We start from the raw sequence: 13607 nt of genomic DNA, 5'->3' as shown, positions 1-13607 counted from the left end.
GACCCCTGTATAATATTCTTAAATGGAAAATAATGAAGATAGGAGAACTTACAATGGATAATACACTGCTTCCAAAGGGCTTTTATTCATGCGCGAAAAAACTTGGGATAAAAGACAACACACCTGATTTTACTGTCATTTACTCCGAAACTCGCGCAGCAGCGGCTGCCATGTTTACAAAAAACCAATTTTGCGGTGCACCAGTAACTGTCGGAAAAGAACATATTAAAGATGGCTTTCTCCAAGCATTCGTCATCAATAGCAAAAATGCGAATGTCGCGACAGGAAAACAAGGAATTAAGGATGTTCATACAATCATTTCAGCAGTTGCGGAAGAATTAACGATTAATCCTGAAGACATTCTCCCTTCCTCGACAGGGGTCATCGGCGTCCCGCTACCGGTCCAAAGAATTGTTGATGGAATTCCAGGCTTGAAAAGCGAGTTGAAAAAAGATGGTCTGAAGGACTCTGCTGAAGCCATTATGACTACGGATACCTTTGCAAAATTCCGCTCCAAAAAAATCGATGGCACCACTTTATGTGCCATTGCAAAAGGTTCTGGCATGATTGAGCCGAACATGGCGACAATGCTCAGCTATATTATGACTGATGCTAAAATTGAACAAGAAGTGCTTAAAACAATGTTGAAACGGGCGGTGGATGTCTCTTTCAATATGGTTTCTGTCGACGGAGACACGAGCACAAGCGATACTGTCGCAGCAATGGCAAACGGGCTCGCAGGCCCGGTTGACCTTGAAAAATTCGAGAAAGCACTGACCGATATGTTGATCAGCCTGGCCAAAGACTTGGCAAAGGATGGGGAAGGTGCCACCAAGCTTGTCGAGGTACGAGTGGAAGGTGCCAAAAACGATGATGAAGCTAAAGTGATGATGAAGTCGATCATCAACTCGCCGTTAGTCAAAACGGCGATCTTCGGATCGGACCCCAACTGGGGAAGGATTATTTCAACCATTGGAAATGCAAAGTATCCTATTGAACGGGAGAAGGTTTCCGTGGCATTTGGTGACCTTACTGTGTTTAGGAATGGAGAACCGGCAGACTCGAATCTGAAGGAACTCACAAATTACTTGGAAAGCAATGAGATTGTCATTTCCATCTCTCTTGGAAGCGGTCCAGGTAAAGCGACCGGCTGGGGTTGTGATTTATCTTACGATTATGTAAGGATCAATGGAGAATACACGACTTGATAATTGAAGCACAGGTATGTACCTTATGGGCAATTATGAAAGAAACATGCCATTCTAAAACTTATATATCATCCTGCATCATGTGATGAATAAGTTGTATAAGGTATCGAGTTCATTACAAAATGGTGCGTTAGCCGTACGACCTTGCCCCACTATACACTGCCGATTGAGTTTCTTTAAAGGCACATCTTTATCAGAGGTATCAATTTTTTATCCAGTCATAGCATGTGCAGCTTGGAGTACCAGCTAATTTTTAATAACTGCCTTCATAATACCTTGCTCTTTTTTCATGAATAGATGTCCTTTTCTTTTGTATCAGGGCGTCTATTCCCTTTATTGTTGCCATTGCCAAAAAGTATCCTTGATTTAATAGTTTAGCAATTTCAATTGATAGACGTTCCATTTACCTCCAATTTATATTGGATGATTTGTATAACAATGTAAGACAGCTTTATCTATATATTTTTTCCAATCTATTACCAAGACACTGTAGTATCTCCTGTTTTATTCGGGGTTGTATTGTAGCCTTCATTCCTCCTTAAATATCGGTTATTCTAATTCAAACGTAATACCTAGCCATAAAAAAAGCACTCCGAAATTTTAGATGGTTTCCAAAAAATCCGGGTGCAGTTTATTCACCGATCTTCTTTTTACATTACGCAGCCTCTCCTGCAGCCCGGTCTTCATAACGCCTCATTTTCTTTTCGGCCACCGCAAACAGCACTTCAAAAACCCAGGAGATGACCCAATAGATAAGTGAGGCAACCAGATACATTTCCAGGAACCTGTAACCGTCATTGGCAATGATTCTGGCTATTGCCAAAATCTCAACCACTTTTACAGCAAATGCAAGTGATGTAGCTTTAATGAGACCGATAAAGGTGTTTCCCAAGTTGGGAAGGGCCACAACAAATGCCTGCGGTAAAATAATTCTCCAGAGCCCTTGCGCTGTTGTCATTCCCACTGATTGTGCAGCTTCCATCTGTCCGGCGCTAACCGCATTGATAGACGAACGAAAAATCTCCGCCTGATACGCCGAAGTATTCAATGTAAAAGCGATGAAGGCATAAATCAATGGAGATATTTCCGAAGCATCAAAACTTGTTCCCGTTTGTTCGTTCAGAAACTCAAGAAGGACTGGCACACCATAAAAAAACACATACAACTGGACTAGTAACGGTGTTCCTCTGATAAAGGAAATATAGACGATAAAAAAACGATTCAATACTGGGACTTGATAAATTCTGCACAAAGCAATCAAAAGGCCGAAAACCAGCCCGAAAATCATTGCAACAACCGCAATGGCCAGTGTTGCAGGCACTCCTTTTAATACCTCCGGAAATTGTTCAAGCGCAAATTCCAGATTAATGATTGAGAAAAGCAACGTTGACCCTCCCTTCTTATATTATTGCCTTGATAAACTCACCCGGCCTTTTTTAAATACTTTTTCCAAATAGCCGATGACACTTTCTATCAAAATACACGTTCCCCAATATACCAAGGAAATCACGACATAGATCTGGAACATTCCCATGCCGTGGTTGTTGCCGAGGATAATTCTGACCTGACCCATGATATCGATAATTCCGATCGTAAAAGCCAACGATGTATCTTTTAACAGTTCAATAATGTTGTTTCCCAGATTAGGCAGTGAAATGACAAAAGCCTGCGGCAATATGATCCTGAATAGTGCCTGCGGGTAACTCATTCCGACACTGTATGCCGCTTCCAGTTGATCCTGCCCGACAGCAAGATATGCAGATCTGAACACCTCTGATAAATAAGCAGCTGTATGAAACGAAAAAGCAATGATAAGGAAGACAAGACGGTCCCATCCATTGATATCAATGTTAAAGGCCAAAAGGAGTTGCGGAAGTCCGAAGTAAACTAGAAACAACTGGACAAGCAACGGTGTACAACGTGTAAAAGATAAATAAAAGGTCGCCAATTGATAGAGAACGGGTTGTTTCTGAATCCGGATAACGGCAACCGCTACACCGAGAATAATAGAAAAGAATAAAGATAGCCCCAGCATAAGTAAAGTGAGCGGAAGCTTTTCAAGTACTTTTATAAATAAATCAATCCAGCCCGCTAGCCCGGAAGTCATTAAAATTCACCACCTAATGAAAATCCGTATTGAGCTGTTAAGCAACCCAATACGGAAAGTCGGATTTACTTTTCAAAATTAAATCCTTCTTCATTGATATACTCAAGATCCTGGAAGAAGTCTACCCCAAACCATTTTTCAGCCAGTTTGGATAATGTGCCGTCTTCTGTTAGTTCAACAGTTGCCTGGTCAATCTCTTTTGCAAGTTCCGCATTTTCTTTGCTGTAAACTGTAAAAATCGGTTCTTTGGATATGATGCCAGCGACCTTAAGATTGAGATTTAATTCCTTTTGAATTTCATTGAATGTCGTTACATTGATGAACATGGCGTCCGCTTTTCCTTTATCCACCATTTTCAAATTTTCTGCATTTGACGGAGAATCCATACTTTCCAATGTTAGAGGATCATCTGGATGCTGGTCATTATAGGAATTCAAGATTGCTCTTAACCCGCCGCTTGGAGAAACTGGTGGAAATTTTTTCCCAACCATATCATCCAATGTTTTAATATCATCTCTGTCTTTCTTGGTTACCAGAGAAGTCAAAGAGTAGCCAAATTCGTGCTCTGGGTAAAGGAATTTTTCCTGTCTTTCCGGATTTTTGAAGAACCAGTTTATGGCAAAATCATATTTTCCCGTGTCCACACCGACGAGATTGGACTCTTCCTCTCCCCAAATGTATTCGAATTTATAATCCGGCAGCTTTTTTTCTACTTCCTTCAAATAGTCGATATCATATCCGATTGGTTCGTTATTTTCATCGGCATATAAAAATGGAGGATTGACTTCGTCGCTGATCGCGATTTTGACCACTTTTTTTCCATCATCCGATTCCTTTGCTGTACTTTGGGAGCAGCCAGAAATAATAAATATAAAACCTAATAACGCCACTGCTCCTGCCCATAATTTCTTCATCCCCATGTTCCTCCCCTAAATCGCATAATCCGGTTCTTTGACCAGTCTCTTTAAAAATCTTTTCGTTCGTTCATGCTGTGGATGTATCAATACTTCTTCAGGAGATCCTTGCTCGATGATACTTCCTCCGTCCATGAAAACGACACGGTTTGCCACTTCTCTGGCAAAATCAATCTCGTGTGTGACGACAACCATCGTTATCCCTTCTTTGGCAATCTGTTTGATGATGGAAAGCACTTCGCCAACCATCTCAGGATCCAATGCAGAGGTCGGTTCATCAAATAAAATAACAGACGGATTTAATGCCAATGCCCGGGCAATGCCCACACGCTGTTGCTGTCCCCCTGAAAGCTGAGAAGGATACTCATCCATTTTTTCCGCCAGTCCGACCTTCTCCAATAAAGAGGCACTGATTTCCTTCGCTTCTTTTTTGGGGATCTTTTTTGCCACGATGAGCCCCTCCATTACGTTTTCCACAACAGTCTTGTTTTTGAATAAATTGTAATGCTGGAAAACCATGGCTGTCTTTCTTCTTAAAGCAAGCACATCACGCTTTGATGCATGCTTTCCTTGGACAGTAAACCCATCGATTGTAATGGAACCTTCATCAGGGCGCTCCAAATAGTTGATACATCTGAGCAAAGTAGTTTTTCCTGATCCACTCGGACCGACAATAACTAATACATCCCCCTTTTCCACATCGAGATCAATTCCGTTTAACACAAGATTCTTTTGAAATTGTTTTTTTATTTTTTTTAATTTAATCATATTGATCCCTGCTTTATTATTCTTAAATTTATCCCAAAGATTAACACAACTATTCTTAGTTGTAAAGTGGGTTTTAAATCTCTTTCTTCACTATCGAGTAAAGCTTGACGCTTAAAATCAAGTTCGATAAGATTAAAACCAATCAAACTAATAGGATTTGTTGATTTTAAGCATCTTATGCATATACAATATTAGAGGTGAAGAGATGAGAAACTTATTTATAAAAAACGACATTCAAAAGCAATGGCTGAACAATTTATATAAAAAAGAAGCGGAATTTAAAAGCAGATCAGCCAAAACGGATGAACAGGCAAAGTTTCCTAAAGAGAATATTCAGGAACTGGTCAATATGGGGTATACGAGCTTGACCTTGACTAAAGAATTTGGCGGTGAAGGATTAAGGGTATATGATATGGTGCTTTTGCAGGAGACAATCGCCAGCTTTGATGCAGCTACAGGACTTTCCATCGGCTGGCACCTCGGTACTGTTGGCGAACTTTACGAGAAAAGACTATGGTCAGGCGACCGATTAAATTTTTTCGCAAAGAAAGTACTGGACGGAGCACTTGTGAACCGTGCTGTGAGCGAAGCTCAAACGGGCAGCCCGACAAGGGGTGGACGTCCAGGTACTACAGCTGTAAGGGAAAATGGCCGTTGGATCATCAATGGACGGAAAAACTTTACTACAATGTCTCCGGCGTTAACCTATTTCCTCACTTCCGCTTGGATTGAAGAAAAAGAAGCAATCGGATTTTTCCTATTGCATAAAGATACTGAAGGACTCTCCATTGAAGAAACATGGGACGTCATCTCCATGAGAGGGACAGAAAGCCATGACTTACTCTTGGATAATGTCAATGCGGATGATTCTATGCTTGTCGAGATCAATGACGGCCCGCGCGGGAACAAAATCAACGGTTGGGTATTACATATTCCAGCCTGCTATCTAGGAATCGCGCAAGCCGCTAGGGATTACGCCATCCAATTTGCTAACGAACATTCGCCCAACAGTATAAAAGGAACAATCAGCGAGCTTCCGAATGTCCAGCGCTTGTTAGGCGAGATCGAGCTTGACCTGATGAGAGCAAGACATTTCATATACAACGTGGCCGAAGCGTACGATGATGAGGAGCGGAGACCGTTGATTGCTAATGAACTCGGAGCGGTTAAGCATACAGTTACCAACTCAGCGATTTCCATTGTCGATAAGGCAATGCGAGTGGCTGGAGCAAAAAGCCTTCAGCGCTCCAATCCGTTGCAGCGGTATTACCGGGACGTTCGGGCAGGCCTGCATAACCCGCCGATGGACGATATGACAATTCAAAAACTGGCACTGGCCGCCATTGAACAAGGAAAGAAAAAATCGGAAAGCCTAGGATAAGATTAGAAGGAGCAGTAATTCCTGATGAAAAGCCAGGTTCAAGTTTACGAACCTGGTTTTTCAACATAGTTTAGATAAAAATGGAAAAGGTAGTGGGGATAAAGACCATTTTTTCGGGATCATTGGTGATCACTCCATTACCGATTGAATACTCAATCCAGTGATACTTTTTAACACTTATACATATTTTTAATAGTTGGTTGTGTAATTGTTTCCGTTTCCCGGTTTACAAGCCTTATCCGCGAGATGATCGTAAAGGTTCCCGTTCTATTGGTGCCGGCTTCGTCTGTCGTATCACTTCCCTTGAACGCAAAAAGAACAGGGATATCATCCCTGTTCTTTTTGCGTTTGGCCCCTTATTTTTTCTTATCGTTTTTTGCCGCTTTAGAGCCTTTGCAGTTGCCGCATAATTTACAGCCTGATTTAGCGAGACACATGTTCTTTTCCTCCTAAGAATCATTTGTCCGTTGAATCAGAAAACCGGCGTAAAAAAACCAGTCGCCATCAGCCCTTTACAAAAAAGGGTTGGATGAGCGACTGGTTTGTTCTGCGTTTGTCCCGCGGTTAAACCCGCTGGTTGACAGATTCGGCAGTCTTCTTATTGAACGATGTTATGTGATAAGGTTGCGCACTATTTTACCTGAACCGAAAAAAGGTAATTAATCCGGAAAGCAAATTTTGTACGTCTTAAATACAATATTACCGGCTGGCTAAATTTCTGTCAATACTAAAAATAATTGATAAACGTTTTATTTTCTGATAAAAACATTAGTAAATTTAATACAATCATTGACCCTCAAAAGAACTTTCCTCATTTTTTGTCAAATTGTATTTCTTCAAACGCCTCATCAGCAAGGATTGCGTGATACCAAGTTCCTCTGCTGTTTTCCTTGTAGTTTTAAACTGGGCATACGCCTTGGATATGATGGTTTTTTCAACGGATTCCAAAACCTCCGTCAATGAATCTCCCTTATTGAGACCGGCAAGGTCAAAGTCTATGTCATCATGATTTCTCATATTAGCCGGTAAGTCTCTCATTTGAATCTCATCTTCCGGTGCAATAATTACAAGACGTTCAATGAGGTTCTCAAGCTCTCGAATATTCCCCGGCCAATCATAATTTTGCAGACATTCCATCACATCAGCAGAAAGTCGGCATTGCCTTTTATGCTTTCGATTATATTTTTCCATATTGAATTGAAGCAAGCCGACGATATCATCTTTTCTTTCCCGGAGGGACGGAACGTGAATCGGAAGGACATTCAGTCTGTAGTAAAGATCTGAACGAAAGTTCCCTTTCTTCACTTCTTCCAACAAATCCAAATTTGTTGCAGCGATAATCCTTACATTTGCTGTTTGATATTCTGTCGATCCTATAGGAAGAAATTGCTTCCGTTGTAAAAACTGAAGTAATTTAGCCTGCAAATGAACAGGGAGCTCCCCAATTTCATCAAGGAATAAAGTACCGCCATCAGCCATCTTGATCAAGCCGGCTTTCCCCGCTTTGTTGGCACCGGTGAACGCCCCTTTGGCATAGCCAAACAATTCTGATTCGATTAAGGATTCCGGTATCGCTCCGCAATTTATCTCAACAAACGGTCCATTCTCCCGTTCACTCAACTTATGAATCCGCTGGGCAACAACGTTTTTACCGACCCCTGTTTCCCCACTTAGCAGAACAGTCGACTCCGTAAGAGCTATCTTATCAATTGTTTGCATCAATGATAGATAGGCAGGGCTCTGACCAGTAAAATAATACGAATCTATTTGTTTTTCATAGTTAATGCGCATAATCTCTTGGCTGTATCTCTTCAATAATGATTGAGTTTCTTCCAATTCATTCGTTGTTTGCACTATTTCCGTAATGTCCTTGGTCTGGGCAATAATAAAGATTATTTTTCCCTCATCATCCTTGATTGGATATCCAGTCACAATAAATCTGCTGTCTTTACCAGTTGTTGTTTGCACTGTACTCACTGATGCTTGCTTTTCAATCACCATTTTTGTCACAGATGGCTTAAAGACACCTAACTCTTCAAGCAAGTAAACATCCTTTCCGATAAAAAATGACTTCGGCCTGTTCGAAAAGTTTGCACAAGCTTTATTTAACCATATGACTCTTCCTTCTCCATCAGAAATCAAAACTCCGTCAGAAAGGGCATTAAGAATTTTTGTAAAATACGGGTGTTCCAAAATTTCTTGAATTTTTTCCAATTAAATCACCCTTTCATTTTATCTATATGATTAGAATACCATGAAATATGAATCAATTACGATTCAAACTTAAATTTTTCTTTATATTTAGAGTAATATCGATTCGATTTCAATTCAAATTATCTCAAATTGAGTCGTTTTTGTTACATGTTGTTTATAAAATGGTCGACAAATGTAGCCAAAATTTGCTTTTATCTACGAAAACAACACAAGAACTTGGCACATATATTGCTTTATAAAAAAATGCAAGAACAAAACTTAGGTCTGATGCGAATCTATTAGATATTAAAAAAGGAGGATCACTGGTGATTGAAAAGGATCTCAAGATTGATATTAAACGGCTTATGAAAACAATTAACGAGAGTGCCGAAATAGGGAGGCTTTCCCGTGGAGGAATTTGCCGCCTTGCGCTTACGGATGAGGATAAAGAGATGCGTGATTTATATGTTAAGTGGTTAAAAAAGATCGGACTGCAAGTTAGAATCGATGATTTCGGTAATATTTACGGAAGGAAAGAAGGTAAAAATCCTGATGCTCCCCCGGTTCTTATCGGATCCCATCTTGACACTCAACCTGAGGGTGGGCGCTACGATGGAATTCTTGGCGTACTGGCAGGTCTCGAAGTATTAACTGTATTGAATGAAAGCGCTATTCAGACAGAAAGACCGATTGAAATTATTAATTTTACGAATGAAGAAGGATCAAGGTTTGAGCCCCCTATATTAGGTGCTGGCGGACTTTCAGGCCACTTTAATCAAGATTTTGTTTATACACGAACAGACCGGGAAGGAAAAGCATTTCTCGAAGAGTTACAACGGATTGGTTACCACGGAGAGAAAAGAAACCGGATTCAAAACAGTTACTGCTATCTTGAACTTCATATTGAGCAAGGTCCCGTCTTGGAACATAAGAACTTAGATATCGGGGTTGTTACCGGCATCCAGGGAATGGACTGGCTGGAGGTCAAAATAACCGGACAATCCGACCACGCTGGCCCGACCCCGATGAACATGAGAAAAGATGCATTATATGTTGCATCCAAACTTATTCAGCTCATCAGAGATACCATCATTAACTACAATGAGGAAGCAACGGCTACCGTAGGCCGGATGGCAATTAAGCCTAACTCGATAAACTGTGTTCCCGGAGAGGTTATTTTTTCGGTTGATGTCAGACATTCAGATGATACAGTTAAAGAATATCTAAGCCAAGTAATTATTGAAAAGTTGAGCATTGCAGCAGCAACTGAAAACGTTTCAATAGAAATCAACAAGATCTGGGAAACGTCTTCGAGCCACTTTTCCGAAGAATTGATCCAAGTCATTTCCAAAACAACCGAAGAGTTAGGGTACACCAGCCAGAAAATGATAAGTGGAGCTGGGCATGACTCTAAATACATGAATGAAATAACACCTACTGCCATGATTTTTATTCCATGCGTCGATGGAAAAAGTCATTGCCAAGAGGAATTTACAAGCCAAGAAGCCATTGAAAAAGGCGCAAATCTGTTGCTGCATACTGTTTGCAAATTGGCCAATGCTTAGGGAAAATCTGCTAAATCGGCAACTATGAGGAGGTTCAATATGTTCGCGGATCTTATTATTACAAATGCTAACATTTATACAATGGATGAGATAAATCCAAAAGCGACCAAAGTGGCGGTTAAACATGGAAAAATCATTGCTTTTGACGAAAAGGCGGATGAGGTCAAAGGTCCTTCAACGAAGTGTATCGATATGGACGGAAAAACAATTTTGCCAGGGCTCATCGAGAGTCATGCTCATCCTTTGACTTTTGCTTCAAATTTATTTCACCTTGACTTAAGAGCTGAAGTCACTCCGGATATCGAAAGCATACTCGAAGCAGTAAAAGAGAAGGCAAGAGTAACACCAAAAGGACAGTGGATTACAGGAATGGGTTGGGATGACAGCAAATTAAAAGAAAAACGATTCCCTACAATAGATGAACTTAGTGAAGCTGCCCCTGAGCATCCAGTATTTTTAACAAGGACATGTGTACACAATGCAGTGGCTAACCGAATGGCCTTTATAAAAAGCGGTCTCCCGGAAAGCCCAAAAGATCCTGAAGGCGGACATTTTCATATCGATCCAACAACAGGAAAACCGAGCGGCCTTATTCAAGAGAATGCCATGATGGAATTTACAGTTCCTACATTAAACACCGAACAGTTAATTGAATCAATGCTGCAGGCCCAACAAAAATTTTTCAAATGGGGAATTACAACCATTCACGACATGGCGGTCGCTAAGGAAGAAATGACCGTTTACCAACGACTGCAGACGGAGAAAGAATTTCGTATGAAAGTCCGTATGTGGCTATGGGCCGTAGATTCAATGAATTGGATTGGGGTTCAGGATGAGACCTTGGCTCTTGGGGTGGAAAGTCTCTTCGGAAATGACCGTTTGAATATACAAGGATTGAAATATATGTTGGATGGAAGTGTCGGCGGGAGAACAGCTGCTGTTAATGAGCCTTATGAAAATGAGGAGGATAACTGCGGGATTCTCTATATGCAGCAGGAGAAATTAGACGAGCTTGTTTCCCAGGCTATTCAAAACAGGATGCGTGTCTCCATCCACGGCATTGGAGAACGTGCAATTGATATGGCGCTTAAAGCGATAGTGAATGCGAATTCAGCCGAAGAAAACAAAAAAATGCGGAATAGAATTGAACACTGCGCTTTGCCCACAGAAGAACACTTACATTTGATGTCACAGCACGGAATTATAGCAGGGTCATCCATTGGTTTTATTTATTCAATTGGAGATAGCTACTTAGCAAATCTCGGAAAAGATCGAGCCGAGTGGGTCTTTCCACACGCTTCCTTTAAGAAATACGGTATTGCCGCTCCAGGAAATTCTGACTTGCCAGTAGCTGATGGAAACCCTTTCTTTGGAATCTATTCAGCGGTCACCCGTAAAACGGTCAGCGGCCAGCAATTAGGAACAAAAGAAGCCATTTCCGTCGAGGATGCCATTAAGGCATACACAACAGATGCCGCTGTCTCGGGATTTGATGAAGACAAGGTAGGATCCCTTTCAATCGGAAAATATGCTGATCTAATCGTTTTAAGTCAAGATCCATTTATGATCGATCCGGAGTCCCTCAAGGAAATTGAAGTGATTCAAACGATTGTCGAGGGACAGACAGTTTATGCTAAATGCGCTGAGAAATTGGATTCCAAGTAAATGAGGGGGTTATACAATGTTTAATGGACAGGAACAAACAATCTTAGGTGGACTCGTTATCATCTATTTCTTATTTTTGTTTGGAGTTTCACTCTATATAAACCATAAGAGCATTAAGACGTACGATGATTACAATGTAGCAGGTAGATCAGTTTCCATTTTTCCACTAATTCTGACATTTGTTGGAACGGCGGTCGGCGGCTCTACTTTACTCGGTTTCATGGAAAACGGCTACAAATTTGGCATGGGCCAACAATGGCTGAATTTCGGCCTCCTCCTTGCCGGGATCATCATGTTGTTTTTCTTTGTAAAGAAGATAAGAGGATATGGAGAAAAATATAACATGGTTACCATTGCCGACTTCACTGTTTTACGCTTTGGCGAAGGGGCACGCTTTCCTACTGTTCTCAGTATTTTAATTGCGTATAGCGCCATCACGGGTATGCAATTTGTCGCGATTGCCACTATATTGAATTTAACCATTGGACTGAGTATAACTGCCGGAATCATCATTAGCTGGATTTTACTGACGCTTAAAACCTATTTCGGTGGTATGAAATCTGTCATTTGGCAGGATGCTTTTCACGGAACCATTCAAACAATTGGGATTTTCATCTTATTTGTAGTTGTAATCGCAGTGTCTGGCGGCTGGGAAAACATTTCACAAAGTGCCGCTGCCATAAATGAGGGCACCCATTTAAGCATTTTTACCATATCCCCCAAAGAAGTGTTCGTGTACCTGTTGACCATTGGTGCATATCAATTCGTGAGACAGGATCTATGGCAGCGCTTTTGGGCAGCAAAAAACCTAAAAACAGCAACACGTGGTTATTGGATTTCAATCACTCTGGCATTTTTAACAGGATTTTTCGTCATTGTCATTGGAGTGGCTGGCAAATATGGTCTGCAGATGGGAGAAATCAACCCAACACTAAGCTATTATGAAATAATTGCAAATGTCTTTAATTTCCCCATGGTTGTCGTTATGATCATAGCCTTGTTGGCTACAGTTATTTCTACAGCAGATTCATTTTTTATGGCAGGGGCTTCCTCCATTGTAAATGATCTGATCAGGCCGCGCCTTAAAGTTCAGGACGATAAAAAACTTTTATTTTTCAGCCGGATGTCAGTCCTATTCGTTTCCGTTTTTGCATTGTTATTGGCACTTTATATTCCCCAACTCGTTAATTTATGGGTCACGGGCACAGCCATGCTAGTTTCATCACTACTTGCCCCGGTCATATTCGGGCTATTTTGGAAAGGTGCTACAAAAGCCGGCGGTGCATGGGCGATGTGGATCGGTCTCATCATTGCAGTTGGCTGGCAATTGGCTGGACATCCATTTGGGATTCACCCAGTATTTATAGGGTTGCCTGTTTCCACTGTGTTGGTACTTGTTATTTCCTTGTTAACAAGTGAAAAGAACAGTGTTCGGACACCAGAAGGAGAACACATCTAAACTACCCTTAAAAAGCTTTCAAGAGGAGATTCATAGCTTCAATTTGAAAACGCCACCTTTGATTGTAGAGGAAGGCCCCTGAATATGCTATATTCCTCTAAAGTGATCATAATAACTATATAATATCGTCATAATATCGTCCTTTCTCAAATGATAGTTTCGTCACTTTCATTTGAATGGACGATTTTTTTATAACGTATCATTGGAGCCTTTTATTTATCGGAAATAGCCGGATGTCGCAACCATTTTTCCCTTTGTTTGAGGGATTCAAAGAACAAAATAGATTAAAAGTACATCCCAAGTGATAAAGGTTCACTTTATCAAGCTGTCAGTCTTTGGCAATCCCA

General features: G+C 41.0%; 11 protein-coding genes. 5 read left to right on the top strand and 6 right to left on the bottom strand.

The features are described 5' to 3' along the window. Nucleotides 1–53 precede the first annotated feature (53 nt). Nucleotides 54–1208 (top strand): bifunctional glutamate N-acetyltransferase/amino-acid acetyltransferase ArgJ, encoded by a 1155-nt coding sequence (gene argJ / locus C509_RS0116530; RefSeq protein ID WP_018708046.1) that lies wholly within the window; start codon nucleotides 54–56, stop codon nucleotides 1206–1208. Between the two features lie 253 nt (nucleotides 1209–1461). On the opposite strand, the gene C509_RS26205 is transcribed toward argJ, so the two are convergent. The 5 genes from C509_RS26205 to C509_RS0116505 all read right to left on the bottom strand — a co-directional run bounded on the left by C509_RS26205 (nucleotide 1462) and on the right by C509_RS0116505 (nucleotide 4997). After that, nucleotides 1462–1611 (bottom strand): hypothetical protein, encoded by a 150-nt coding sequence (locus tag C509_RS26205; RefSeq protein WP_018708045.1) that lies wholly within the window; start codon nucleotides 1609–1611, stop codon nucleotides 1462–1464. Between the two features lie 252 nt (nucleotides 1612–1863). Then, complete coding sequence (locus C509_RS0116520; RefSeq protein ID WP_018708044.1) at nucleotides 1864–2592, bottom strand: amino acid ABC transporter permease; 729 nt, start codon at nucleotides 2590–2592, stop codon at nucleotides 1864–1866. Between the two features lie 21 nt (nucleotides 2593–2613). Further along, nucleotides 2614–3315, bottom strand: coding sequence for an amino acid ABC transporter permease (locus tag C509_RS0116515; RefSeq protein WP_018708043.1), 702 nt, complete (start codon nucleotides 3313–3315; stop codon nucleotides 2614–2616). Between the two features lie 65 nt (nucleotides 3316–3380). Beyond that, complete coding sequence (locus tag C509_RS0116510) at nucleotides 3381–4229, bottom strand: transporter substrate-binding domain-containing protein (RefSeq protein ID WP_018708042.1); 849 nt, start codon at nucleotides 4227–4229, stop codon at nucleotides 3381–3383. 15 nt (nucleotides 4230–4244) lie between these two features. Beyond that, nucleotides 4245–4997 carry an amino acid ABC transporter ATP-binding protein gene (locus tag C509_RS0116505; protein WP_018708041.1) on the bottom strand — a complete coding sequence of 251 codons (753 nt, stop codon included), beginning with the start codon at nucleotides 4995–4997 and terminating at the stop codon, nucleotides 4245–4247. 205 nt (nucleotides 4998–5202) lie between these two features. Between C509_RS0116505 and C509_RS0116500 the strand changes: the two genes are divergently transcribed. After that, nucleotides 5203–6378: an acyl-CoA dehydrogenase family protein gene (locus C509_RS0116500; RefSeq protein WP_018708040.1), complete on the top strand. Its 1176-nt coding sequence runs from the start codon at nucleotides 5203–5205 to the stop codon at nucleotides 6376–6378. A gap of 786 nt (nucleotides 6379–7164) precedes the next feature. Here the strand turns inward: C509_RS0116500 and C509_RS0116490 are convergent. Beyond that, nucleotides 7165–8592 (bottom strand): sigma-54 interaction domain-containing protein, encoded by a 1428-nt coding sequence (locus C509_RS0116490; RefSeq protein ID WP_018708039.1) that lies wholly within the window; start codon nucleotides 8590–8592, stop codon nucleotides 7165–7167. Nucleotides 8593–8897: 305 nt separating this feature from the next. On the opposite strand from C509_RS0116490, the gene C509_RS0116485 reads away from it, so the two are divergent. From C509_RS0116485 to C509_RS0116475, 3 genes are read left to right on the top strand one after another with little or no spacing between them, the layout of a single operon-like run. Beyond that, the gene (locus C509_RS0116485) at nucleotides 8898–10136 is read left to right on the top strand and encodes a M20 family metallo-hydrolase (RefSeq protein WP_018708038.1); all 1239 of its coding nucleotides are present in this window, start codon (nucleotides 8898–8900) and stop codon (nucleotides 10134–10136) included. A gap of 39 nt (nucleotides 10137–10175) precedes the next feature. Beyond that, nucleotides 10176–11801, top strand: a complete 1626-nt coding sequence (locus C509_RS24125; RefSeq protein ID WP_018708037.1) for an amidohydrolase — start codon at nucleotides 10176–10178, stop codon at nucleotides 11799–11801. Nucleotides 11802–11817: 16 nt separating this feature from the next. Beyond that, nucleotides 11818–13260, top strand: a complete 1443-nt coding sequence (locus tag C509_RS0116475; protein ID WP_018708036.1) for a sodium:solute symporter family protein — start codon at nucleotides 11818–11820, stop codon at nucleotides 13258–13260. Nucleotides 13261–13607: the final 347 nt, after the last annotated feature.

The organism is Siminovitchia fordii DSM 16014 = CIP 108821 (assembly GCF_000374565.1).
Taxonomy (GTDB): Bacteria; Bacillota; Bacilli; order Bacillales; family Bacillaceae_C; genus Siminovitchia; species Siminovitchia fordii.
This window is presented reverse-complemented; position numbering and strand designations above follow the sequence as displayed.

Coding starts and splice junctions, on each gene's coding strand:
- C509_RS0116475 (WP_018708036.1), top strand. CDS start 11,818: ATGTTTAATGGACAGGAACAAACAATCTTAGGTGGACTCGTTATCATC.
- C509_RS24125 (WP_018708037.1), top strand. CDS start 10,176: ATGTTCGCGGATCTTATTATTACAAATGCTAACATTTATACAATGGAT.
- C509_RS26205 (WP_018708045.1), bottom strand. CDS start 1,611: ATGGAACGTCTATCAATTGAAATTGCTAAACTATTAAATCAAGGATAC.
- C509_RS0116505 (WP_018708041.1), bottom strand. CDS start 4,997: ATGATTAAATTAAAAAAAATAAAAAAACAATTTCAAAAGAATCTTGTG.
- C509_RS0116500 (WP_018708040.1), top strand. CDS start 5,203: ATGAGAAACTTATTTATAAAAAACGACATTCAAAAGCAATGGCTGAAC.
- C509_RS0116510 (WP_018708042.1), bottom strand. CDS start 4,229: ATGAAGAAATTATGGGCAGGAGCAGTGGCGTTATTAGGTTTTATATTT.
- C509_RS0116515 (WP_018708043.1), bottom strand. CDS start 3,315: ATGACTTCCGGGCTAGCGGGCTGGATTGATTTATTTATAAAAGTACTT.
- argJ (WP_018708046.1), top strand. CDS start 54: ATGGATAATACACTGCTTCCAAAGGGCTTTTATTCATGCGCGAAAAAA.